The organism is Pseudomonas frederiksbergensis (genome assembly GCF_003732275.1).
In the GTDB taxonomy this organism is placed as follows: Bacteria; Pseudomonadota; Gammaproteobacteria; order Pseudomonadales; family Pseudomonadaceae; genus Aquipseudomonas; species Aquipseudomonas frederiksbergensis_H.
Window position 1 is genome coordinate 247,483 of record NZ_MOBM01000012.1, and the last position, 23,972, is coordinate 271,454.

At 58.7% G+C, this 23,972-nt stretch carries 27 protein-coding genes; 2 read left to right on the plus strand and 25 right to left on the minus strand.

The window, feature by feature from the left end; all coding sequences use genetic code 11:
* Positions 1–5 precede the first annotated feature (5 nt).
* The 5 genes from araG to BK662_RS09140 all read right to left on the minus strand — a co-directional run bounded on the left by araG (position 6) and on the right by BK662_RS09140 (position 5,563).
* A complete protein-coding gene (gene araG / locus BK662_RS09120) occupies positions 6–1,550 on the minus strand; it encodes an L-arabinose ABC transporter ATP-binding protein AraG (protein WP_123357793.1) in 1,545 nt (514 codons plus the stop codon).
* Between the two features lie 66 nt (positions 1,551–1,616).
* Positions 1,617–2,621 carry a substrate-binding domain-containing protein gene (locus BK662_RS09125; protein WP_123357794.1) on the minus strand — a complete coding sequence of 335 codons (1,005 nt, stop codon included), beginning with the start codon at positions 2,619–2,621 and terminating at the stop codon, positions 1,617–1,619.
* Positions 2,622–2,750: 129 nt separating this feature from the next.
* Entirely contained in the window at positions 2,751–3,569 is an 819-nt protein-coding gene (locus tag BK662_RS09130; protein WP_123357795.1) for an SDR family oxidoreductase, read from the minus strand.
* Positions 3,570–3,842: 273 nt separating this feature from the next.
* Entirely contained in the window at positions 3,843–4,718 is an 876-nt protein-coding gene (locus BK662_RS09135; protein ID WP_123357796.1) for an SMP-30/gluconolactonase/LRE family protein, read from the minus strand.
* Between the two features lie 128 nt (positions 4,719–4,846).
* A complete protein-coding gene (locus BK662_RS09140) occupies positions 4,847–5,563 on the minus strand; it encodes a FadR/GntR family transcriptional regulator (RefSeq protein WP_050683259.1) in 717 nt (238 codons plus the stop codon).
* A gap of 249 nt (positions 5,564–5,812) precedes the next feature.
* Between BK662_RS09140 and BK662_RS09145 the strand changes: the two genes are divergently transcribed.
* Entirely contained in the window at positions 5,813–6,685 is an 873-nt protein-coding gene (locus BK662_RS09145; RefSeq protein WP_123358127.1) for an esterase/lipase family protein, read from the plus strand.
* A gap of 66 nt (positions 6,686–6,751) precedes the next feature.
* Here the strand turns inward: BK662_RS09145 and BK662_RS09150 are convergent, their stop codons facing one another.
* The 17 genes from BK662_RS09150 to BK662_RS09230 form a co-directional block, all read right to left on the minus strand.
* Positions 6,752–7,312, minus strand: a complete 561-nt coding sequence (locus BK662_RS09150; RefSeq protein ID WP_123357797.1) for a DUF1285 domain-containing protein — start codon at positions 7,310–7,312, stop codon at positions 6,752–6,754.
* A gap of 16 nt (positions 7,313–7,328) precedes the next feature.
* Entirely contained in the window at positions 7,329–7,934 is a 606-nt protein-coding gene (locus tag BK662_RS09155) for a DUF4823 domain-containing protein (protein ID WP_007903975.1), read from the minus strand.
* Between the two features lie 259 nt (positions 7,935–8,193).
* On the minus strand, positions 8,194–9,162 hold the full coding sequence (locus tag BK662_RS09160; RefSeq protein WP_123357798.1) for a GTP 3',8-cyclase MoaA: 969 nt from the start codon (positions 9,160–9,162) through the stop codon (positions 8,194–8,196).
* 139 nt (positions 9,163–9,301) lie between these two features.
* The gene (locus BK662_RS09165) at positions 9,302–9,940 is read right to left on the minus strand and encodes a TetR/AcrR family transcriptional regulator (protein ID WP_123357799.1); all 639 of its coding nucleotides are present in this window, start codon (positions 9,938–9,940) and stop codon (positions 9,302–9,304) included.
* Between the two features lie 394 nt (positions 9,941–10,334).
* Positions 10,335–11,126 (minus strand): TatD family hydrolase, encoded by a 792-nt coding sequence (locus BK662_RS09170; protein WP_123357800.1) that lies wholly within the window; start codon positions 11,124–11,126, stop codon positions 10,335–10,337.
* Between the two features lie 14 nt (positions 11,127–11,140).
* Positions 11,141–11,497, minus strand: a complete 357-nt coding sequence (locus BK662_RS09175) for a PilZ domain-containing protein (protein ID WP_008014345.1) — start codon at positions 11,495–11,497, stop codon at positions 11,141–11,143.
* A gap of 43 nt (positions 11,498–11,540) precedes the next feature.
* The gene (locus tag BK662_RS09180) at positions 11,541–12,527 is read right to left on the minus strand and encodes a DNA polymerase III subunit delta' (protein ID WP_123357801.1); all 987 of its coding nucleotides are present in this window, start codon (positions 12,525–12,527) and stop codon (positions 11,541–11,543) included.
* Positions 12,520–13,152 (minus strand): dTMP kinase, encoded by a 633-nt coding sequence (gene tmk / locus BK662_RS09185; protein ID WP_123357802.1) that lies wholly within the window; start codon positions 13,150–13,152, stop codon positions 12,520–12,522. The genes BK662_RS09180 and tmk overlap by 8 nt, the downstream gene beginning before the upstream one ends.
* A gap of 19 nt (positions 13,153–13,171) precedes the next feature.
* On the minus strand, positions 13,172–14,374 hold the full coding sequence (gene mltG, locus BK662_RS09190; RefSeq protein ID WP_123357803.1) for an endolytic transglycosylase MltG: 1,203 nt from the start codon (positions 14,372–14,374) through the stop codon (positions 13,172–13,174).
* A 3-nt stretch (positions 14,375–14,377) separates the two neighbouring features.
* Complete coding sequence (pabC, locus tag BK662_RS09195) at positions 14,378–15,193, minus strand: aminodeoxychorismate lyase (RefSeq protein WP_123357804.1); 816 nt, start codon at positions 15,191–15,193, stop codon at positions 14,378–14,380.
* Positions 15,193–16,437 carry a beta-ketoacyl-ACP synthase II gene (gene fabF / locus BK662_RS09200; RefSeq protein ID WP_123357805.1) on the minus strand — a complete coding sequence of 415 codons (1,245 nt, stop codon included), beginning with the start codon at positions 16,435–16,437 and terminating at the stop codon, positions 15,193–15,195. Before fabF ends, pabC begins: the two co-directional genes overlap by 1 nt.
* 108 nt (positions 16,438–16,545) lie before the next feature.
* A complete protein-coding gene (gene acpP / locus BK662_RS09205) occupies positions 16,546–16,782 on the minus strand; it encodes an acyl carrier protein (RefSeq protein WP_003175607.1) in 237 nt (78 codons plus the stop codon).
* Between the two features lie 191 nt (positions 16,783–16,973).
* Positions 16,974–17,717: a 3-oxoacyl-ACP reductase FabG gene (fabG, locus tag BK662_RS09210; RefSeq protein WP_008014356.1), complete on the minus strand. Its 744-nt coding sequence runs from the start codon at positions 17,715–17,717 to the stop codon at positions 16,974–16,976.
* Between the two features lie 16 nt (positions 17,718–17,733).
* Positions 17,734–18,672, minus strand: a complete 939-nt coding sequence (gene fabD, locus BK662_RS09215; protein ID WP_052964852.1) for an ACP S-malonyltransferase — start codon at positions 18,670–18,672, stop codon at positions 17,734–17,736.
* A 125-nt stretch (positions 18,673–18,797) separates the two neighbouring features.
* Positions 18,798–19,808 carry a phosphate acyltransferase PlsX gene (gene plsX / locus BK662_RS09220; RefSeq protein ID WP_081501315.1) on the minus strand — a complete coding sequence of 337 codons (1,011 nt, stop codon included), beginning with the start codon at positions 19,806–19,808 and terminating at the stop codon, positions 18,798–18,800.
* Positions 19,809–19,811: 3 nt separating this feature from the next.
* On the minus strand, positions 19,812–19,994 hold the full coding sequence (rpmF, locus tag BK662_RS09225; RefSeq protein ID WP_003179396.1) for a 50S ribosomal protein L32: 183 nt from the start codon (positions 19,992–19,994) through the stop codon (positions 19,812–19,814).
* A gap of 13 nt (positions 19,995–20,007) precedes the next feature.
* Positions 20,008–20,535: a YceD family protein gene (locus tag BK662_RS09230; RefSeq protein ID WP_004371317.1), complete on the minus strand. Its 528-nt coding sequence runs from the start codon at positions 20,533–20,535 to the stop codon at positions 20,008–20,010.
* A gap of 104 nt (positions 20,536–20,639) precedes the next feature.
* Here BK662_RS09230 and BK662_RS09235 point away from each other — a divergent pair, with 104 nt between their 5' ends.
* The gene (locus BK662_RS09235) at positions 20,640–21,218 is read left to right on the plus strand and encodes a Maf family protein (RefSeq protein ID WP_123357806.1); all 579 of its coding nucleotides are present in this window, start codon (positions 20,640–20,642) and stop codon (positions 21,216–21,218) included.
* A gap of 10 nt (positions 21,219–21,228) precedes the next feature.
* Here the strand turns inward: BK662_RS09235 and sppA are convergent, their stop codons facing one another.
* Genes sppA through rluC form a run of 3 tightly spaced genes read right to left on the minus strand, consistent with a single transcriptional unit; the run spans position 21,229 to position 23,856 of the window.
* Complete coding sequence (sppA, locus tag BK662_RS09240; protein ID WP_123357807.1) at positions 21,229–22,218, minus strand: signal peptide peptidase SppA; 990 nt, start codon at positions 22,216–22,218, stop codon at positions 21,229–21,231.
* Positions 22,219–22,244: 26 nt separating this feature from the next.
* A complete protein-coding gene (locus tag BK662_RS09245; RefSeq protein WP_123357808.1) occupies positions 22,245–22,907 on the minus strand; it encodes an HAD-IA family hydrolase in 663 nt (220 codons plus the stop codon).
* Entirely contained in the window at positions 22,894–23,856 is a 963-nt protein-coding gene (gene rluC, locus BK662_RS09250) for a 23S rRNA pseudouridine(955/2504/2580) synthase RluC (RefSeq protein WP_008014368.1), read from the minus strand. The genes BK662_RS09245 and rluC overlap by 14 nt, the downstream gene beginning before the upstream one ends.
* Positions 23,857–23,972 lie beyond the last annotated feature (116 nt).

A 23,972-nucleotide genomic window follows, 5' to 3' on the forward strand; every position in this document is an offset into this window, starting at 1 on the left:
ACCTCTCAGTTCGCCACGTCGGCAGCGCGTTGGCGTGGCAACGCCAGTTGCAGCAGGTTGGATTCATTGGCTTGTTCGCGGGTCAGTTCGCCGCGCATCGCGCCTTCGCAGAGCACCAGGATACGGTCGGAAATGCCCATGACTTCCATCAGGTCGCTGGACACCACAATCACCGCGATGCCGCTGGCCGCCAGGTTATGGATGATCTGGTAGATCTCGGCTTTTGCGCCGATGTCGATGCCGCGGGTGGGCTCGTCGAGCAGCAGGACTTTCATCGGCATCGACAGCCAGCGACCGAGAATCGCCTTCTGCTGATTGCCGCCGGACAGGTACATGATTTTCTGCGCTGCGTTGGGCGTCTTCACCTTCAGCGCCTTGATCTGCTTGTCGGCATTGTCCTTTTCCCACAAGCCGCGCAACAGGCAGCCGAAGGTGGAATGGGCGCCACGAGCGCTGATGTTGATGTTCTCGGCGACGCTTGCGAGCGGCAGGATGCCTTCCTTCTTGCGGTCCTCGGGACACAGCAGAATCCCCGCCGCAATGGCATCGCGCGGTGAACGCAGTTTCAGTTCATGACCGCGCAACTCCAGGCGCCCGGCGGTGTTGCGCGTCAGCCCGCTGAGCATCCGGAACAGCTCGGTGCGCCCGGCCCCGACCAGGCCGAACAGCCCGAGGATTTCGCCCTTGTGCGCCTCGAAACTCACCGGCTCACGCAAGCCCGGCCCCAGTAATCCGTCGACCTTGAGCGCCACTGCGCCGCGCGGACGGCTGCGGTAATCGTAGATATCCTGAATGTCGCGCCCGACCATGCACGTCACCAGCTGATCATGGGTCAGCGCGCTCATGTCCTCGAAAGTGCGCACGAAGCGACCGTCCTTGAACACCGTCACCGCGTTGCAGATACGGAACACTTCTTCCATGCGATGGGAGACGTAAAGCACCACTTTGCCTTCGTCACGCAGGCGCCCGATGATCGCCATCAAGCGATCGATTTCCCGTGCCGACAAACTGCTGGTGGGTTCGTCGAACGCAATCACATGCGCGCCACGGGACAACGCCTTGGCGATTTCCACCAGTTGCCGCTGGCCGAGGGATAAGCGCCCGACTTTCTCTTGCGGGTCGATTTCATCGGCCAGGCCTTTAAGGCAGGCCAATGCCTGTTGCCGCAAAACGCCGCGATTGATCAGGCCGAAACTCGCCGGCAGATGCCCGAGAAACAGGTTCTCGGCGACGGTCATTTCCGGCACCAGGTGCAGCTCCTGATGAATCACCGCGACCCCGCTGCCAATGCTGTCGGCGGTGGATTTGAAGATCCTCTTCTGCTCACCAATCTGCAGATCGCCGCTGCTGGGCGTGTAAGCGCCGCCAAGGATTTTCAGCAGCGTGGATTTACCCGCGCCGTTCTCGCCCATCAAGGCGTGAACCTGCCCCGGATGGGCGACGAAGCTGATGCCATCCAGCGCCTTCACCCCGGGAAAAGTCTTGCCGATCCCGTTGAAGCGCAAGCTGCCGCCAATGCCCTGTTGATCTGTCTTTACTTGTGCGTGCATAAACCCACCTCATCACACCGGTCAGGCAACCCCGTTGCCAGGGCTGCCGATGAAATCAACCGCGCCTCAGTTCCACAGGCCGATCTTTTCCAGTTCCTGCTTGAAGTTGTCGCGCGTGATCAGCGTAACGTCGTCCATCGCGGTGTATTTCGGCGGTTCTTTGCCGGTGGTGACCCACTCGTACATCATGCTCGCGGTGTTGTAGCCCTCGATGTGCGGGCTCGGCAGCATCGAGCCGAAGAAGCCGCTGTTGGGCTTCTTCAGTTCGCCAATGGCGTCGGTGCCGTTGATGCCGATGCCGATCACGTTGGCCGCGGCAAAACCGGCACTTTCGGTGGCGCGTACACCGCCCAGCACGGTGTTGTCGTTCATGCCGCCAATGATCAGGTTTTTCGCCGCACCCGGAAGCTTCACCAAGGCCGAGTTGGTGGCGTCCATGCTGCCCGGTACGTCGAGGGTTTTCAGCGCCGAGAAGAGGATGTGGTCTTTCGGCATACCGGCGTCTTCCAGCGCTTTGACAGAACCGTCAGTGCGTTTCTTGCCGGTGTCGAGTTCGTTGTAGGTGTTGATTACCGCGTAGGTGTCTTTCCAGTCCCAGCCGCGTTTTTTCGCTTCGGCGGCCATGGCGGCGCCTTGCTTCTGGCCGACTTCGAAGGCTGCCATGCCGAGGTACGGCACATGCTCCATAAACTTGCCGCCGGCATCGACGAAGCGGTCATCGACGGCGATCACTTTCAAGCCGTTGAGCTTGGCCTTGGCCATGATTGCCGGGCCGAGGGAGACGTCCGGCGGGCAGATCACGAAGCCCTTGGCGCCGTTGGCCGCCAGGCTGTCGATGGCCGAGAGGGTTTTCTCGCCGTCAGGCACGGCGATCTTGATGACGGTGAAGCCCTTGTCCTTGCCGGCCTTTTCGGCGAAGGCCCATTCGGTCTGGAACCAGGGTTCTTCCGCTTGCTTGACCAGAAAACCGATCTTCACTTCCTCGGCCGCCAGCAACGTACTGCTCAGGCTGACCGCGGTGACCGCCAAAGCGGCACAGCACAGGGAACGGATCCCACGACGACGTTTCATAAGCTGACTCCTTGTTATTTTTTTTGAGCGTTATTTGAAAGCCAATACAGCGGTCGAAGCATGCAGCCAATAGTCATATCGTATGATGATTGGATTTCAGGCGTAGTTTCGCGCTTGAAGCCCGGTTATTCAGTCGTGGTACATGACCGAGCGCCCACCATCGATGGTGATGCATGAAGCGTTAATGAACGGCGCTTCATCGCTGGCCAGGAACACAGCGGTCATCGCCACCTCAATCGGCTGGCCGATGCGTCGCGGTGGATGCAGGTCGAAAGCTCGCTGACGTTCGGCATGGGGGTCGGCAAAACCGTTCCAGTAATCGACGTTCAGTTGGGTTTCGATGTAGCCCGGTGCGATAGCGTTGACGCGAATGCCTTTGGGTGCGTATTCGATGCCCAAGGCGCGGGTCAGTCCGAGCAAGCCATGCTTGGCCACCGGGTACGGGAAGCAGCCGGGAATGATGTGAGTGGAATGGGTCGAGGCAATGTTGATGATGCTGCCGATGCCCTGCTCGATCATTTGCGGCAACACGGCTTTGCAGCCATACCAGGCGCCATCCAGGTCGATGGCGAAACAGCGATGCCAGTCTTCCTCGGTCATTTGCAGCGGATCGCGGAACACGTTGACCCCGGCGCAGTTGACCAGCACGTCGATCCGGCCGTGAAGTTCGATGGCCAATTCAGCCATGGCGTGCAGGTCGTGCTGGCGCGACACGTCGGCCTTGATCGCTATGACATCCGCGCCTTGTTCACGCCAATGCGCCGCGACTTTTTCGACTTTCTCGGCCTGGATATCGCTGATGATCAGCTTGGCCTGCTGGGAGGCGAAGGTCGCGACAATCGCTTCGCCGATACCCTGAGCGGCACCGGTCAGCAGCACAACCTTGTTTTTCAGGCGCTCACCCTTGGGCGGTTCGGGTACCGGTGGCAAGGAAAGAGGTTCAGCCATGGATCAACACTCCTGTTCGAAGGCACGACGAAAACCGGACATCTGTCGATGTCCGGTCAAAAGGCTTTTGGGAATAGGCAGGCAGGCGCGAAAACGCCCGGGCGCCGAGGCGGCCTGAAGCACTGACTCCGTAAGGGAGTGCGGTGGAATATCGCTGCATCACTTCACCTGTTTTGTTTTTTTAAGTGTGAGTGCGTGTAACTGATGGGGCCGACTATAAACCCGACCACCCAATAATCTCAATATATAATTTTACATCCCATATTTAGGGATTTATCCAGCAAACCGCTGACAGGCTTTTCCGGGCACATCCACTCGAATCGATAACAGCGCGCCGTCCAGCGGGTGATTGAGCGGACTTGCGGCGCTGGTGATGTACAGGGTTTTGAAGTCTTCGCCACCGAATACACAACTGGTGGGACGGCTGACCGGCAGTTCGACCACCCGATCCACATGACCTTCGGGGTTCAATCTGAGCAGACAACTGCCATCCCAACGGGCATTCCATATATAGCCCTCGGCATCCATCGCCGAGCCATCGGGGCCGCCACGTTCGTGGGGGCCAAGCCAGACATAGGCGGTGTCCAGGTTGCCGTCGGTATGGATGAAATGCCGGTAAAGCGTGCTGTCGAGGCTGTCGGCGAAATACAGGGTTGTGCCGTCGTCGCTCCACAGCAACGTGTTGGGGATGCCTAATCCTCGAAGCAGCGGCGTGACTCGAGCATCGCGGTCGATGCGAAACAGGCCACCCGAGCGGCGCACGACGGGCAAGTCTTCGCCCTGCTCACCGATGTTGTTTTGCATGGTGCCCAGCCAGAGCCGGCCCTGGGCATCGCAGCGAGCTTCGTTGGGGCGATTGCCGGGTTGCGGATCGGCGACGCAGAACAAGGTCAGCCGAGGTTCCAGGCCTGGAGAATCCAGATCCAACCGATAAACCCCACTGCTCAATGTCACCAGGGCATCGCCGCTTTCGCAGGGGATGAACGCGGACACGTGCTCCGGCATCTGCCAGATTTCCACATTGGCGCCGATCAGCCTCAGCGCCTGTTGACCCGCGATGTCTACCCAATACAGCGCCTGGGTCGGCGCATCCCAGAACGGACCTTCGCCGAGTCGCGCACGGTGTCCGGTAACCGCAGTCCACGTCATGAAACCTCCTTTTTGTTGCTTTTATGTGGGAGCGGGCTTGCTCGCGAAGAGGCCGTGACATTCACCCTCTCTGTCGCCTGACGCATCGCCTTCGCGAGCAAGCCCGCTCCCACAAGGGTTCTTTATTGTTAGCTGGCTTTCTTGTCGGCCATGACTTGGGGATAGAAGCGTTTGATCGCCAGGTCCGCGTTATCGATCAGGGTCATGCAAGCCCACACACCCCGCGCGGCATCCCGGGCGGCGATGGCGTCGGCCATGTCTTTGTGGATTGGCAAGGTTCGGCGCAGTTCGTCCGGGTCGGCGGCAGACACTTCGAAAGACACTGCCAGCAACGCGCCGAGGGCCGGGACCATTTGTTCGATGAATTGATTGTGGCTGGCGGCGAGGATGCACTCGTGGAAGAACTGGTCGGCACGGTTGTAATCGATGCCGCTGTCCACCGCCCGTTCCAGCGCGTTGTAGGCCTGGAGCACGGCTTGCACTTGTTCCACCGTCGCCCGCTCACAGGCCCAGCGCACCGCCATGGGTTCGATGGTGCGGCGCAGGTCGAGCAAGTCGTCGACAAAGTTTTCCGGTAAGCCGCTACGCGATAGCCAGCCGACGACTTGCGGATCGAAGAGATTCCAGCGCCGCACCGGCAATACGCGTGTGCCGACCTTCGGCCCGACTTCGAGCATGCCTTTGGCCACCAGGGTTTTGATGGCTTCGCGGATGACCGTACGACTGACACCGAGCTGCTCGCCAAGATCGGCTTCGACCTTGATGGTTTCGCCGGGTTTGACCTGGCCGGCAGCAATCCAGCACCCCAGCCAGTCGACCGTCGACGCATGAAAACTGCTGGACATGGGCACCTCGTCGACCGGTGATAAAAAACAAACGACACAAAGCCGTTCTCGATGGGTGTCCACGCTAATCATCATATGATTTGGTGTCAATTGGATTTTCAGCTGCCCCGCCAATATGGACATGGCTGTTCGTCCGAATCCTGCCCAAAGCGCTTTGATCCCATCCACTTTGTAAACTACGGTTAGCCGCAACAGATCGGGCAGTCAGCGATCTGCTCCCCTTCAAATCCGCTATTGATAGGTATGAACATGGACATGGACGCGTCTACGAAATACCCCATTGTGTTGGTTCACGGACTATTCGGCTTCGATAAAATCGCCGGTTACCCCTACTTCTTCGAAATCGAGGAGGCCCTGGAACGCGCCGGCGCCCAGGTGTTTGCCGTCAATATTCCAACCGTCAACGGGAATGAGGAACGCGGTGAAAAACTGCTCGAACACGTCAACCGCATTTTGCTGGAAACCGGAGCTGCCAAGGTCAATCTGATCGGCCATAGCCAAGGCCCCCTGGCCGCACGCTACGTCGCAGCCCTGCACCCGGAAAAAGTCGCGTCGGTCACGTCTGTCAGTTGCCCCAATCATGGCTCCGAGATTGCCGACCAATTGCATAAGGCACTGACGCCCGGAGAGTTGCCCGAAGCGTTCGTACTGGCTCTGTTAGGCGCAGTCGGCACCTTCATTTCGCTGATTAGCGGCCATCCGGAAAACCCGATTGACCCTGAAGCGGCGTTCGAATCGCTGACCAGTGCAGGATTGGCTGCCTTCAATCGCAAGTACCCGCAAGGGATGCCAAAGGTTTGGGGCGGGGAAGGCAACGAAGTTGAAAACGGCGTGTATTACTACTCCTGGAGCGGGATCGTGCAGAGGTTCCAAAGCCTGCAACCACTCGACCCGAGTCATTTGAACTGTAAAGTGCTGTCAAAGTTATTTTATAAAGAAAAGGACGCCAATGATGGGCTGGTCGGCCGTTACAGCTCGCATCTGGGGAAAGTGATTCGCTCGGATTACCCGATGGACCATTTTGACGCGGTCAATCAGATGGCAGGGATCAACAGTTGGAACGTGAGCCCGGTCGGGCTCTACCTGGAACATGCTGCGCGACTCAAGAGCAAGGGTTTGTAAGCCCATAAAAAAAGGCCCGTTGAAATAACGGGCCGTTTCTTTTTTACAGCACAGAAGCACAACGCCTTACGGCTCAAGCCCGATAGGGAAGAACTCGCCACCGCTCCATACGCCCAGCCAACGCTGCCCATCGATTTCACGGGTCACCGCCAGCTCTACCAACTGGTAGAACACATTGCGGTGAATCAGCGCTTCAAGGTTAGTGCGAATATGCACGTACGGTGCGGGCTGCTGAGTGACCGGATCGATCACCACGCGCATAGGGTGCTCGGCGCCGGCATCGGCCGTTTCATCGACGTTGGTGGTAAAGCGCAAGACCTGAGCTTCGCCCTCGCCTTCGACCTCCACGGCAATCGCCACGAACGGCGCGTCGTCGACCTTGATGCCAACCTTTTCGACCGGGGTAATCAGAAAGTAATCATCGCCGTCGCGGCGAATAATGGTGGAGAACAGCTTGACCATCGGCTTGCGCCCGATCGGCGTGCCCAGGTAATACCAGGTGCCGTCGCGGGCGATGCGCATGTCGATATCGCCGCAGAAGTCGGGGTTCCACAAGTGGACCGGCGGCAAGCCTTTGGTTTTGGGGATTTGCCCCAACAGGTCGTTGGCTTTTTGCGGGCCACTCATGGCGTTCTCCTTTGAATTACTGGTCGCTGAGCCCCAGCAGGCTGCGAGCGTATTGCTCCAGCGGCGGGCCCAGCAAGTCTTCTGGCTTGTTGTCGTGGAACGTCAGTAAACCGCCACGACTCTTGATACGTGCAGTATCAATCAAATACTGGGTGCTGGTCTCGATCAACATGATCTGAATCACGCCGTTGTCGATGCCGAGGCGATCCACGTGTTCCTGGTCGAGCCATTCGTCCGAGTTGCCGATGCGGTCGTCGGCCTTGGCGAAACGCGTGTAAAGCAGGTAATGGGCGCCGGCGGCACGGGCTTCGCCCATGGCAGCGTCGAGGCCTTCCGGCGCGCGGGCGCGGCGGACCATCGGGAAATATTCGATAAAGCCGTTGAAGGCCTCCTCGGCCACGACGTTAGGGCGCGGATAGGCATTGCCGGGTGGCACGAAAGCCCCCTGGGCGATGTAGATGAACGAGTCCGGCTGAATGCGGAAGTTATTCACACGACGGCTGTCGCTGTGGTCCAGCAGCCCCGCGTCGCTCATGTGGTAGCGAGTCCCTTCGGCCATATCGCTGACATTCATGCAGCCACCAAGCGCCAAAACGGCCAGTAGCAAAACCAGGCTACGCATCCTACCCTCCAGAGGCCGGTGACGGAAAACCGGCGAATGGCCATGGGATGCAGCTTCCGCGCCAGCTAAGACCCTGCACAATTCCAGACTGAGAATACAGACCTGTGGCGAGGGAGCTTGCTCCCGCTCGGCGGCGTAGCCGTCGTAGAGCGATGAATGCGCTAATTCTGACGAAACGGGGATTTTTTTGGGGCCGCTTCGCGACCCAGCGGGAGCAAGCTCCCTCGCCACAGCAAGCGCCCTTCACCATAGGGCCCGATCAGCCGCCGATGATTTTCATGATGGTCGCGCCACCGGAGAACGCCACTTCCTGCTTGTCTCCCAGCGCTTTGACCAGCAGTCGCTGCAACGCCGGTAGCGCCTGGTGACGAGGCTTGTCCAGCAGGTCGCCGACATAGTGGCGATTGCTCGACGACAGGCAGCCATGCAGCCAGCCAGTGGACGATAGGCGTAGACGCGAACAGGTGCGGCAAAACGGAACGCTTTCGTTGGCGATCACGCCGAAATGGCCCAGCCCCGGAATCTGGTAACGCACCGCCGTGGCATCGACGGGGGCATCGGCCTGAAGGTACTCGTAGCGCTCGCCAATCAGGCTCAGCAACTGCTGAAGGCTGACGAACTGCTGCAGGAAGGCGTTGGAGTCGCTGGCCAGGTGGCCCATGCGCATCAATTCGATGAAGCGCAACTCGTAGCCACGCTCCAGACAGTAGTCGAGCAGTGGCATCACCTGATCGAGGTTCTGCCCACGCAACGGCACCATATTGACCTTGATTTTCATGCCGGCCGCGGCGGCCTGGTCCATGCCGTCGAGGACAGTCGCCAGATCACCGCCGCGCGCAATGCTGCGAAAAGCGCTGGCATCCAGGGTATCGAGGGAAACGTTGATGCGCCGAATGCCAGCATCCACCAACAGTGGCAACTTCTTCGCCAGCAACTGACCATTGGTGGTCAGGCTGATATCCGCCAGGCCCATCTGCCCGACGGCGGTCATGAAGGCTTCGAGTTTGGGACTGACCAGTGGCTCGCCACCGGTAATGCGCAAACGCTCGATGCCCGCAGCCTCGATCAGATAGGCCACGCCGCGTGCCATGGCCTCCGCCGACAACTCATCCTGCGCAGCCACCAGGCGCTTGCCATTGGGCACGCAGTAGGTACAAGCGTAATTGCAGGCTGAGGTCAGACTGATCCGCAAATTGCGAAAACGCCTGCCTTGACGGTCAACGATCATGGATCACTCCGGCGAAAGAAGATTCGAACGCGCAAAACTTGACTCACAAATCAAGTTTTAGCAAGCCCTATGCCTGAGTATATTCCTGCGGTACTGCGCCATGTAGCTAAATCATGGCGCAATAAGGCAACTGAATGGTTCAGCTGCTCGGCGTGTCGTTATCGCGCTTGCGCTTGTTGCCCATGCGCACGCCGATGTCCATCAGGAACTGGAAGAAACCTTCCTGATCTTCCAGCACGTTGCTCCAGAACGGCGAGTGATACAGCGCCACGGCGCCATGCACCAGCGCCCAGGCCGCGCAGTAATGGAAGTAAGGCGGCACGTCTTCGAGCTTGCCTTCGCTGATCCGGCCCTTGATCAGCAGGGTCAGGCGTTCGAAGTTCGAGGCGCGGATCTTGTGCAGTTCCTCGACCATCTCCGGCACCTGGTTGCCCTTGACCACCTTTTCTTCCAGGCGATCGAACAACCGATAGCGTTGCGGATCGCGCATGCGGAATTCGAAGTAGGCCCGGGACAGGGCTTCCTTGTCCTTATCGACATCGGCCGAATGCAACAGCTCGTTCAAATCGCGCTCGTAATCGAGCATCAGGCGCAGATAGATCTCCGCCTTGGATTTGAAGTGCTTGTAGATCGTGCCTTTGCCGATACCGACGGCATCAGCAATCATCTCGACGGTGACACTGTCTTCACCTTGTTCGAGGAACAGCTTGAGCGCGGTATCGAGAATTTCTTGCTCGCGGCGACGAAACTCACGGACCTTACGAGGTTCTTTATGCATAAGAAAAGGTCTGTAGGGGTCAAAATTCGAAGCCGCGTATTATGCCTAACTTACGCCAAAATGCACGGATCATCCGACCATATATGTGTTTCTTGATGAATTCGCACAACCTCGCCGGTTGATGAGAACTCAACCGAAGCGCGCGTATTCCAAATTTGTTTAAAAACCCGACCAGCTAAACTGGACTCGGCGCAATACTGATCAATACTTCAACTGTCGGCGAGGCATCTCCCCCAAGTGTCGCGCCGATGAAGGTACCAAAGGATTGCGTGCCTTTGTTTTACTCCTAATGGTCTTAACCCGGATTCACCCCCCAGAACCCGGGTTTTTTTTGCCTGCGATTCAGCGGCCAAAGCCCGGTAGGTGCTGCCGAAGGCTGCGATCTTTTCTAACGTTACACCGATGCTCCGACGTGCGCCAACGGGAACAAACGCTTGAAATTCTCGGTGGTCTGCTCGGCAAACCGCTCGTAGGACTCACCTCGCACCATTGCCAGAAACTCCGCTACCTCACGCACGTATTGCGGCAGGTTCGGTTTACCGCGATAAGGGATCGGCGCCAGGTACGGCGAGTCGGTTTCCACCAGCAACCGGTCAGCCGGCACCTTGCTGGCCACATCCCGCAGGGCATCGGCATTGCGAAAAGTGACAATACCGGACAGAGAAATGTAATACCCCATGTCCAGCGCAGCCTTGGCCATCTCCCAGTCTTCGGTGAAGCAATGCAGCACGCCTGCCTGCGGCAGCGCCGCTTCGCGTAGCTGCTCAAGGGTATCGGACCGCGCGCCACGGGTATGGATGATCACCGGTTTACCGGTCTGCCCCGCCGCTTGCAAGTGCAGACGGAACGATTCCTGCTGCAATGTTGCCGCTTCCGGCTCGTAGTGATAATCCAGACCGGTTTCACCGATCGCCACCACCCGCGGATGATTGAGTTCGTGCAACAGCCAATCCAGCGCCGGTGCGGCACCCGGCTGCACATCGAGTGGATGCACACCGACCGAACAGTCGACATCGTCGTAACGTTCGGCCAGGGCTTTGACGTCGGCGGCGTTATCGGCGCTGACACCAATGCACAGAAAGTGCCCTACCCCGCGCGCACGGGCCGCATCGAGCGCGGCATCCAGGGAGCCGTCGTGGGCGGTGAGGTCGAGGCGATCAAGGTGACAATGGGAATCTACGAGCATAAAAGGGCTGCAACTTACATCGTATGAGTGGGACGGTCGGACTTCAGGGCTCCGGCCAGATGGGTTTCGATTCGACTGCGCGCGGTATTGTCGCCTTCGTTGAATTGCACGCCAACACCGGCGGCGCGATTGCCCTGAGCACCTTTGGGGGTAATCCAGGTGACCTTGCCGGCGACCGGAATCTTTTCCGGTTCGTCCATCAGGTGCAGCAGCATGAAGACCTCATCGCCCAACTTGTAGCTTTTGTTGGTCGGGATAAACAGGCCACCGTTCTTGATGAACGGCATGTAAGCCGCGTAGAGCACGGCCCTGTCCTTGATGGTCAAGGACAAAATGCCATTGCGCGGCCCCGGACTGATGGGTTCGTTCATGTTGACCTCCACTGTCTGATGATCAGAGTCTAGTGTCAGACGGTCACTTCTGGGTAGGCAAGGATACCCATTGCACCAACAGCGCCTCCAGCAACAACACCGGATTGAGGTTGGCTTTGCTCATCACTTTCTGCCGCTGGGCAAGAATCCAGTCCTGGATATTCAGGACCTTGTCCTGTGCGGATTTCTGCGCCAGGTATTGAATCACCTTGCGCATGTCTGCCAGGCCCAGCCCTGCTTCATCCTGAGTCAATTGATAACGCAGGATCAGGCTCGACCAATCGCAGAACCAGTCGAACAGCAGCAACATGGGAATGGTTTTCCACTCCTCGGCCAGTTGCGTCGGCGATTGCTGCTGCTTGAGCAGCTTCTTCACGCCTTCAACCACCAGTGCCCGCTGCTCGCGCACGCCTTGCGCCTGCAATTTGACCGCGGCCAATGGCGAACCGGCGGCAAGGGTCAGCAGTTCAATGCGCTCCTCTTCCGAACAGTCCGGCAAAGCGCTGGCCAGCCAGGCCAGACTCATGGCTTCGCTTGGCAACGGACAGGCCTGCTGCACGCAACGGCTCTTGATGGTCGGCAGCAGACGACTGGTCTGGTGGCTGACCAACAGCAATACGGTATCGCCGGACGGCTCTTCAAGGCTTTTCAGCAAGGCGTTGGCGGCGTTGATGTTCATCGACTCGACCGGCTCGATGAGCACCACTTTACGCCCGCCCATCTGTGCGGTCTGGACCACGAAGCTGACCAGATCACGTACCTGATCGACCTTGATCGCCTTGTCTGCCTCTTCCGGCTCCAGAATGTAGTTGTCGGGGTGACTGCCGGCCTTGAGCAACAAGCAGGATTTGCACTCACCGCAGGCGTCTTGGGCGGTCGGGCGCTGACACAACAAATGGGCCATCAGACGCTCGGCCAGCGCACGCTTGCCGATCCCGGCCGGGCCATGCAGCAAATAGGCATGGGCGTGCCGGGCACGGCCGGCCAATTGCTGCCAGAGACTGTCCTGCCACGGATAGGCTTCAGCCACGGGTCAGCTCCAGCAGACGTGGCAACAAGGCGTCCAGAGACTGCTGAACCTGCGTCAGCGGCTGAGCGGCATCCACCAGGACATAACGCGCAGGATCCGTTTTGGCACGCTCCAGAAAGGCAGTGCGCACCGCATCGAAAAACGCTCGGCCTTCCAGCTCGAAGCGGTCCAGCCGACCGCGGGCGCTGGCACGGGCCAGGCCCACTTCTACCGGCAGATCGAAGATCAGCGTCAAGTCCGGGCGCAGATCGCCCTGGACGAACGTCTCGAGGGTCGCAATGCGTTCCAGTGACAAACCACGACCACCGCCCTGGTAGGCATAGGTCGAATCGGTAAAGCGATCGCACAGGACTACCGCGCCACGGGCCAGCGCCGGGCGGATCACCTCGGCCAGATGCTGGGCTCGCGCGGCGAACACCAACAGCAGCTCGGTGTCGGGGTTCATGACCTCATCGACCGGCGCCAACAGCACGTCGCGAATCCGCTCAGCCAAGGGCGTGCCGCCGGGCTCCCGGGTCAACACCACCTCGATCCCGGCAGCGCGCAGACGCTCGGCCAGGTATTCGCGATTGGTGCTCTTGCCGGCGCCTTCCGGGCCTTCCAGGGTAATAAACAAGCCAGTCACAGGCAGTCCTTAGTCAGAGTCATTGCGGGCTTTGCGGCGCGGGCGCATCCGCTTCGGGTGCTGGCGCAGGTTCTTGTGCAGGCTCTTGTGCAGAGTCTTGCGGCGCTACTAGCGGCATGTCTTCGATCGCCGTATCGGGCGAAGCCGCCGGGATTGGCGCCTGAGCATCCTCCGTCTGCGGCGTAACAGTCGGTGCAGGGCTGGACCGGTAGTCGGCTCGTCGATTGATCTGGAACTCGCGCACCGCATTGTTGTGGGCGTCCAGATCATCGGAGAACACGTGGCTGCCATCACCGCGCGCGACAAAATACAAACTGTTGCCGTCCGCCGGATTCAACGCCGCATGGATCGCTTCGCGGCCCACCATCGCAATCGGCGTCGGCGGCAAACCAGCAATCATGTAAGTGTTGTACGGCGTCGGTTCCTTGAGATGAGCGCGGGTCAACTTGCCGTTGTAACGATCACCCAGACCGTAAATCACGGTCGGATCAGTCTGTAACAGCATGCCCATCTCCATGCGCCGCACGAACACGCCGGCGATCTGCCGACGCTCCTGCGGCACACCGGTTTCCTTTTCCACCAGCGAGGCCATGATCAGCGCCTGATAGGGCTCGGTGTAAGGGACGTCGGCAGCGCGTTGGTTCCATTCCTTGAGGAGGACCTCGTCGAGGCGATCGTAAGCTTTCTTGAGCAGATCGACGTCAGTCATGCCGCGCACGAAACGATAGGTATCGGGGAAGAATCGTCCTTCCGGAAAAATCCCGTTGTGCCCGAGCTTGTCCATCACTTGGCTGTCGCTCAGACCGTTGAGGGTCTGCTCGAGTTTTTCATCCTTGGCCAGGGCCGCGCGAACCTGATGGAAATTCCAGCCTTCGACCAGCGTCAGGCTGTACTGCACCATTTCCCCGCGCTTCCACAGGTCGATCAGACCGTTGACTGTCATGCCGGGCACCATGCGGTATTCGCCGCTGTGCAGCGGTTGCCCTGCCAGATTAAAACGCCAATACACGCGCAGCCAGAAAGCGTCCTTGATGACGCCATCGGCTTCGAGTCGAAGGAAGGTGCGGTTTGGCGTAGTGCCTTTGGGCACTTCCAGCAGCTCTTCCTGGGCGATGTTCAGCGGCTGTTCCAGCGCCGAATCGATTTTCCAGGCGCAAGCGCCCGCCAACAGCCCCGCCAGAACCAATCCGGTTTCCAGCAGCAGCAAGAATTTACGTCTCACGAATCAAGCATCCAGTAGCGCACGAGCAATGGTTTGGAGTTTACGGGTGAGCGGCCCAACCGGCCAGCTCAGTGCGGCATAGGCGCGCACCGGCCAAACGCCATACACGCTGTTGCAGACAAAGACCTCGTCAGCCCATTGCAGCTGCTCGAGGGTGATATCGGTGATTTGCGTGGGAATCCCCAATGACTTGGCTTGAAACAATAATTCGGCACGCATCACGCCCGCCACGCCACAGCGTTTGAGATTGGCGGTCACCAGCACGCCATCGCGTACCAGGAACAGATTACTGAACACGCCTTCGATCACCCGCCCTACCTGATCCAGCATCAAGCCTTCGGCATGCTCGGTGTCCTGCCATTCTGAACGGGCGATGACCTGCTCCAGACGGTTCAAATGCTTGAGACCGGCGAGCAATGGCTGTTTGGAAAGCCGTGTCGCACAAGGAAACAGGCGAACACCTTGCTCCGCATGAGCCGCCGGATAAGCAGCAGGAGGATTGCCTTGCAGAATACGTCGAGCCTGAGCCGAGGGATCGACGGCATAACCGCGCAGGCTGTCGCCGCGGGTGAGAATGAGTTTGAGCACGCCCTCGCCCAGCGCGGCGGCATAGGCCAGTAGCTCCGCGCGGATCAATTCATGATCAGCGGCAATCGCCAGGCGCGAACAACCCTCCGCCAGACGCGACAAATGTCGATCCAGTAGCAACGGCTGCCCGCTCTTGACTGCGATGGTCTCGAACAGACCATCACCGTAAGCCAGGCCGCGATCCTTCAGCGACAAAGCGTCAGCCGGTTGACCGTCGACCCAGCTGTCCATCAGCCAGCGAACCGGCGGAACACCAGCGAGCCATTGGTACCGCCAAATCCGAAGGAGTTGGACAGCACCACATCGATATCCATGCCACGCGCGGTGTGGGGTACGAAGTCGAGGTCGCAGCCTTCGTCCGGCTCATCGAGGTTGATGGTCGGCGGTGCTACCTGGCTGTTGATTGCCAGTACGCTGAAAATCGCCTCGACCGCGCCCGCCGCACCCAACAGGTGACCGGTCATGGATTTGGTCGAACTGACCGCCAGCTTGTAGGCGTGATCGCCGAACACGGATTTGATCGCACAGGCTTCGGCGAGGTCGCCGGCCGAGGTCGAAGTGCCGTGAGCGTTGATGTACTGAACCTGATCGCTATTGATCTTCGCATCGCGCAAGGCATTGGTGATGCAACGCGCGGCACCGGCGCCGTCGGCCGGTGGCGAGGTCATATGGTAAGCATCGCCACTGGTGCCGAAACCGATCAGCTCGGCGTAGATGGTCGCGCCACGGGCCTTGGCGTGTTCCAGTTCTTCGAGAACCAGAGCGCCGGCACCGTCGGACAACACGAAGCCATCACGGCCCTTGTCCCATGGACGACTGGCGCGGGACGGCTCGTCATTACGGGTCGACAGCGCGCGGGAGGCACCGAAGCCACCCATGCCCAGACCACACGCAGCCATCTCGGCGCCACCGGCGATCATCACGTCGGCTTCGTCGTACATGATGTTGCGTGCTGCCATGCCGATGCAGTGCGTACCGGTGGTACACGCCGTGGCGATGGCGTAGTTAGGTCCCTGTGCCCCCAGATGGATGGACAGGAAACCGGAAATCATATTGATGATCGAGCCAGGCACGAAAAACGGAGAGATCCGTCGTGGGCCGGAATCATGCAGCGTTCGGCTGGTTTCTTCGATATTGGTCAAACCGCCAATACCCGACCCCATGGCCACGCCGATCCGCTCGCGGTTGGCGTCGGTGACTTCAAGACCTGCGTTACGCACGGCCTGAAAACCTGCTGCCAGACCGTACTGAATGAACAGGTCGAGCTTGCGAGCCTCCTTGACCGACAGGTATTCCTCGACATTGAAGCCCTTTACCGAACCGCCAAAACGGGTGGAATAGGCAGAAAGGTCGGTGTGTTCGATCAGACCAATGCCACTGCGGCCAGCCAGAATGCCCTGCCAACTGCTCGGCACATCCGTGCCCAGTGGCGACAACATACCCATACCGGTGACTACGACGCGTCTACGCGACACAGCACTCTCCTTTTTCAAATGACGACTTTGCATCAGGCCTAAAGAAAAAACCGCACGCCATGATGGCAGTGCGGTTTTTCCATGACAGCGAGCGACGACTAAAAACTATTACGCCTGGTGGCTGGTAACGTAGTCGATTGCTGCTTGTACAGTAGTGATCTTCTCAGCTTCTTCGTCAGGGATTTCGGTCTCGAATTCCTCTTCCAGAGCCATCACCAGCTCAACGGTGTCAAGGGAGTCGGCACCCAGGTCTTCAACGAAGGAAGCAGTGTTGACCACTTCTTCTTCTTTAACGCCCAGTTGCTCAGCAACGATTTTCTTGACGCGCTCTTCGATGGTGCTCATACCTTGTTTTCACTCCTAATGGACAAATTCAGGCAGCTGGCCGGTGGGTAAGTGTATAGAAAGACTTTTCAGTTTTTCAACTGAAAGCTTCACTCCTCAAACCCGGCGACCCTCTGTCTATAAATAGATTGCAGCTTTATAACGGATTTTAGACAGCTCGTATGACATTTTTTTGAAGCAATCCGTCACATTTAACTCATGTACATCCCGCCGTTCACCGGGATTGTAGCCCCAGTAACGTAAGCCGCACCGTCAGATGCAAGAAAAGCGACCACAGACGCGATCTCTTGAGCTTGCCCCAGACGACCCAGCGGAATCTGCGTCTGCAAGGCTTCACGCTGCGCCTCGGGCAGTTCACGGGTCATATCGGTGTCGATGAACCCAGGGGCCACCGAGTTTACCGTAATCGAACGCGAACCGACTTCACGCGCCAGTGCACGGCTGAAACCTTCCAGACCGGCCTTGGCGGCAGCGTAGTTTACTTGGCCTGCGTTGCCCATGGCACCCACAACCGAGCCAATACTGATAATTCGTCCCCAACGGGCTTTGGTCATGCCGCGCAAAACGCCCTTGGACAGGCGGAACAGACTGTTCAAATTGGTATCGACGACGTCATGCCATTCGTCATCTTTCATGCGCATCATCAGGTTATCGCGGGTGATACCAGCATTATTGACCAGGATCGCCGGCGCACCGAATTGCTCCTGAATGCTCGCCAGCACGGCCGCTACGGACTCGTCGCTGGTGACATTGAGTTCCAGGCCAGTACCCTGAATACCATTTTCTTTCAGGGTAGCCGCGATACGCTCGGCCCCCGAAGCGGAAGTCGCGGTGCCGATAACAATGGCACCCTGACGACCCAATTCCAGAGCGATAGCCTGGCCGATACCACGGCTGGCACCAGTGACCAATGCAACTTTACCTTGCAGACTCATGCAAGCTTCTCCTTGTTCAGGCCAGCGCTGCACGGGCGGCAGCGAAAGCGTCTGGGGTATTGAGGTTAGAGGTCGACACGCCTTCGGCGCAACGTTTGTTCAAACCGGCAAGTACTTTGCCAGGGCCGCACTCGACCAGTTCGGTCGCGCCCTTGGCAGCCAGCGCCTGGACCGACTCGACCCAGCGTACAGGCTTGTAGAGCTGTTCAAGCAGATCGCGCTTGAGGGTTTCCAGATCGGCCGGCACGTTGGCGCTGACGTTCTGTACCACAGGAATCTGCGGTGCCTGCCAGTCGATCGCTGCGATCGACTCGGCGAACCGCTCGGCGGCTGGGCGCATCAATTCGCAATGAGACGGCACGCTGACCGGCAATGGCATGGCACGCTTGGCGCCGCGTGCCTTGCAGCCTTCGATGGCACGTTCTACCGCCGCCTTGGCGCCAGCGATCACTACCTGGCCCGGGGAGTTGAAGTTAACCGCACTCACTACTTCGCCTTGCGCCGCTTCGGCACAGGCTGCCAGCACATCGGCGTCTTCCAGACCCAGGATTGCAGCCATGCCGCCCTGCCCGGCCGGAACGGCTTCCTGCATCAACTGACCGCGACGCTCTACCAGCTTCACCGCGTCGCCCAGGCTCAGACTGCCTGCAGCCACCAGGGCACTGTATTCGCCCAGGCTGTGACCGGCAACGTAAGCCGGACGCGCACCGCCTTCAGCCAGCCACAGACGCCACAAGGCGATCGAGGCGGTCAGAATGGCCGGCTGGGTTTTATCGGTTTGATTGAGTTGTTCTTCCGGCCCTTGCTGGGTCAGTGCCCACAGGTCGTAACCCAGAGCATCAGAAGCTTCTTTGAATGTTTCGAGGACCACAGGATGTTGCGCGCCCAACTCGGCCAGCATGCCGAGGGACTGCGAACCCTGTCCTGGAAAGACGAATGCGAGGGAAGCAGACATGTAACAAGCCCCTAATGATCTTGTCGTCGGAGAATTGACGTCCCGCTTGTGGAACGCAAGAAACTCACAGTTGGATGGCCCATTGAACTGAGCGGTCACATTTAAGCATTGTCCGACGAAAACACCTAAGGCAACAAATCCTCCAGGCGCCCATGAAGCCGCTCCGGCAAGTTTTCCTGGATCTCGATCAACGCGCGTTGAATCGCACTCTGAAAACCCTGCACCCCCGCCGAACCGTGGCTTTTCACGACAATTCCCTGCAAACCGAGGAAACTTGCGCCGTTATGGCGTGCGGGTGCCAGTTCGGCCTGCAAGCGTTTCATCAACGGCAGCGCCAGTGCGCCCACCACTTTCGACGCGAAATTTTTCTTGAATAACGCCTCGATCCGCCCGGCAATCATGGTCGCCAGGCCTTCGCTGGACTTGAGCAGGATATTGCCGACAAAGCCGTCACACACCACCACGTCCGCCTCGCCACGGTACAAGCCGTCACCTTCGACAAACCCGATGTAGTTGATGCCACGAGCACTCTGCAACAAGGTGGCCGCCAGTTTGACCTGCTGATTGCCCTTGATGTCTTCGGTGCCGATGTTCAGCAATGCGACCCTTGGGCGAACAATGCCCAGGGTTTCTGCCGCGACCGAGCCCATCACTGCAAACTGCAACAAGTGCTCGGCACTGCAATCGACGTTGGCACCCAGATCGAGCAACTGGCAGTAGCCCTTCTGCGTCGGAATGGCCGCGATCATTGCCGGCCGATCGATGCCCGGCAAGGTCTTGAGCACAAACCGTGACAACGCCATCAATGCACCGGTGTTACCCGCACTGACGCAGGCCTGGGCCTTGCCGTCTCGCAGCAATTCCAACGCCACGCGCATCGACGAATCGGGTTTGCCGCGCAAGGCCTGGGCAGGCTTTTCGTCCATGGTGATGACTTCGGATGCCGGCGTAATCGACAGGCGCGCGCGATCCACAGCCGATTGGCTGGCGAGCAGTTCTTCAAGAAGGGAGGGTTGACCGACGAGGGTCAGGTGCAGCGAGGGTGTAGCAGACAGACAAGCAAGGCTGGCCTGAACAATGCTGCGGGGACCGAAGTCCCCGCCCATTGCGTCAATCGCGATGACTTGAGCGGACAAGGATTACTCGTCAGCGCCCTTGTCGATCACTTTACGACCACGGTATACGCCTTCTGGCGATACGTGGTGACGCAGGTGAACTTCACCGGTGGTTTTTTCTACAGACAGGGTGCTAGCCTCGAGAGCGTCGTGCGAACGACGCATGTCACGGGCAGAGCGGGATTTTTTGTTCTGCTGAACAGCCATAATTGATTAACTCCTAAACGTTTGGGTCACGCTTTAACTGCGCCAATACACTGAACGGGTTGGACCGCGTTACCTCGTCCTCGCTCGGTTCGGGCTCATCGAGACCCGCCGGCTGCTGGCATTCTTCCGGATGATGAGCAGGCACAATGGGCAAGGCGAGCAAAAGCTCCTCCTCGATCAGTGACTGCAGATCCAAAGGATCTTCGCCCAGTTCCAGCACGTCATAACCTTTCGGCAACGACTGGGTATTCGCACCCTCCTTCACCACAGCATAACTGCATTCGCTATGGATCGGCAGGGTGACCAGCTCAAGACAACGCTGGCAAACCATTTTGACTTCGGTGTCGATAAAGCTGTGAATTACCACAGATTTACGTTCATCTCGTTCAAAAACGAATTTAGCCTGCACCGTACCGACAGTATCGGAAAGCGGGTCGCAGAGTCTCTCCAAATCGGCCAGCAGCAGCTCACCTTGAAGGGTGGTGCCACGGTCAGCCAATTTGCGCGGGTCAACGTGAGGTGGAATCGGGTCATTCAACATAGGCGCAGCATTATAGGGATGCCCCCAGCCATGTCAAAGGAAATTCAGCCCTGTCCGTCACTTGAGCCTGCGCTAGAATTCGCCCCTGCCCTTTGGAGATGCGCATGCTGCCTTTATTACTCGCTTCAAGCTCGGCCTATCGCCGGGAATTACTGGCCCGCTTGCAGCTGCCGTTCACCTGCAGCTCGCCGGATATCGACGAAAGCCACCGTCCGGCCGAGTCAGCCGTCGAACTGGTAAAGCGTCTCGCCGAAGAAAAAGCCCGCGCCCTTGCGAACGGTCATCCTGACCATCTGATCATCGGCTCGGACCAGGTCGCGGTACTCGGAGAGCGGATTATCGGCAAACCTCACACTTTCGAAAAGGCCCGCGAACAACTGCTGGCGTCCAGCGGTGCGAGCGTGACCTTCCTGACCGGCCTGGCATTGCTCAATAGTCAGACCGGCCACTGCCAGGTCGACTGCGTGCCCTTTACCGTACACATGCGCACACTCGACGCAGCGCGCATCGAACGCTACCTGCGCGCCGAACAGCCCTACGACTGCGCTGGCAGCTTCAAGGCCGAAGGTTTGGGGGTGAGCCTGTTTCAAAGCACCGAAGGCCCTGACGCCACCAGCCTGATCGGCCTGCCGTTGATTCGCCTGGTGGACATGTTGCTGGCCGAAGGCGTGCAGATACCTTAAAGCAAGAAGATCAGCGCAACGACGGACCCTGAAAGCCCATCCACATCGCCAAATGCTCAGCCACGCTGGAGCCGAGTTTTTTCGAGAAGCGATCGAATGGCGATTCCTCAACAGTGAAATCCACCAGTTCTTTCTCGCCGATCACATCACGGGCAACCGAACTGGCATTACCCAGACCATCGATCAAGCCCAGCGACAGCGCTTGCTCGCCGGACCAGACCAGCCCGGAAAACAGCTCCGGATGCTCTTTATCCTTCAGGCGATCACCACGGCCCTTCTTGACGCTGCTGATGAACTGCTGATGAGTGGTATCGAGCACGCTCTGCCAGAACTGGGTTTCCGCAGGCTTCTGCGGCTGGAACGGATCAAGGAACGATTTGTGCTCGCCGGAGGTGTAGGTACGACGCTCGACACCCAACTTCTCCATGGTCCCGACAAAACCGTAACCGGCCGCTGTCACACCAATGGAACCCACCAGGCTCGCCTTGTCGGCGTAGATCTGATCCGCGGCGCTGGCGATGTAATAGGCACCGGAAGCGCCCAGATCCGAGATCACCGCATAAACCTTGGTATCTGGATTCAGGCCGCGCAAACGACGGATCTCGTCGTAGACATAACCCGACTGCACCGGACTGCCGCCAGGGCTGTTGATCCGCAGAATCACCCCCTTGACCTTCTTGTCCTCGAAGGCTGCACGCAGACTGCCGACGATATTGTCGGCACTGGCCGGCTCTTTGTCGGCAATCATGCCTGTTATATCGATCAGCGCCGTGTAGCCAGAGCCGAGGCTCGCGCCCTTCTCCATGCCTATCAACGGCGATAACAGAATCAACGCGCCGAGCAGGTACAAAAAAGTCAGCGACTTGAAGAATATCCCCCAGCGACGGGACCGGCGCTGTTCCTGCACACCAGCCAGCAAGGTTTTTTCCAGCAGCTTCCAGCTTTTCTCGTCACCGCTTTCCGCACTCGCCTTGGCGGGCGCTTTCCATTCGTCGGTCATGCCATGTACCCCAGCAAAAAAACCAATTAAACCCGCTGATTCAGCCAGGCGTGCAACTCTGAAAAACGATCAATGGCCAGTCTCGGCTCAAATAGCTTCAAGGCGTCGATCGATTGAGCGCCATAGCTGACCGCCACTGAATCCATGCCCGCATTGCGCGCCATCTGCAGGTCGAACGACGAATCGCCAACCATCAGCGCCTGCTCCGGACGGACCTCGCAATGGGCGAGAATCTGCTCAAGCATCAGCGGATGGGGTTTGCTGGCGGTTTCGTCAGCAGCACGGGTGATATCGAAATAATCTTCCCAGCCGTGAGACCTCAGCACCCGATCCAGCCCACGACGAGCCTTGCCGGTCGCTACTGCCAGATGATACCCCTCGACACGAAACGCTTCGAGAGACTCGACCACGCCCTCAAACAATGGCGAAGGCACGGCCTCCGCCGCAATGTAGTGATCCGCATAGTGCTGACGGAATGCTATCAGCTCGGTGTCGCCAATCTCGGGATACAGCGTGCGGATCGCTTCCGGCAAGCCCAGACCGATAATGCCTTTGACGGCAAAATCATCACGCAACTGAAAACCGGACCGCTCGGACGCGACATGCATCGCCTCGACAATCCGACCAATGGAGTCAGCCAGCGTGCCGTCCCAATCGAAAATCAGCAGCTTGTAATCAGTAGGGCGCACTCAATCGCTCCACGGTTTTGGCCCACATCTCGTCGACCGGCGCCTGCAACTTGAGCTCACCACCATCAGGCAGCGGCACAGTCAGCATGTAGGCGTGCAGAAACAGACGCTTGCCGCCGAGATCACGAATCTCTTTGCTGAAACCTTCATCGCCGTACTTGGTATCACCAGCAATGCAATGTCCGGCATGCAGAGTATGGACGCGAATCTGGTGAGTGCGACCCGTGATCGGCTTGGCTTCGATAAGGGTGGCGAAGTCGCCAAAACGACGCAGGACCTTGAACACGGTCACAGACTCCTTGCCCTCCTCCTCGTCCACTTCGACCATGCGCTCGCCGGAGCGCAGATTACTCTTGCCCAGCGACGCACGGACTTGCTTGATTGAGGCCGCCCAGTTGCCGCGCACCAACGCCATATAGCGCTTATCGACGCCATCGCCGCGCAATGCCGTGTGCAAGTGGCGCAACATGCTGCGCTTTTTGGCAATCATCAACAGGCCGGAGGTATCACGATCGAGACGATGAACCAGTTCGAGCTCCTTGCAATCGGGACGCAACTGACGAAAGGCTTCAATCACGCCGTAGGTCAAGCCACTGCCACCATGAACCGCAATGCCGCAAGGCTTGTTGACCACGATCAGCGCCTTGTCTTCGTAGACAATCGAGGCCTCGAGCCGCTGCAGCAAACCCTGGGCTAATGGCACGGGTTCGTCGCGCTCAGGCACGCGAACCGGCGGCACGCGCACGATATCGCCCGCCTGCAACTTGTATTCGGGCTTGATCCGACCTTTGTTCACCCGCACTTCGCCCTTGCGCAAAATGCGGTAAATCAAGGTCTTGGGCACGCCTTTGAGCCGAGCGAGAAGGAAGTTATCAATACGTTGGCCGGCATATTCCGGCGAGACCTCCAGCAGTTGTACGGCTGGGGTCGAAGGGGCAGTAGTCGTCATGGCGTGGATGATAACAATTTTTTATGGAATTGAAGCACTTAATCATTGCTGCTATAGTCGCGAACGCCGCCAAAAGTGGCCTGGACAGCGGACTAACGGTCAAAAACCGGCCCTGA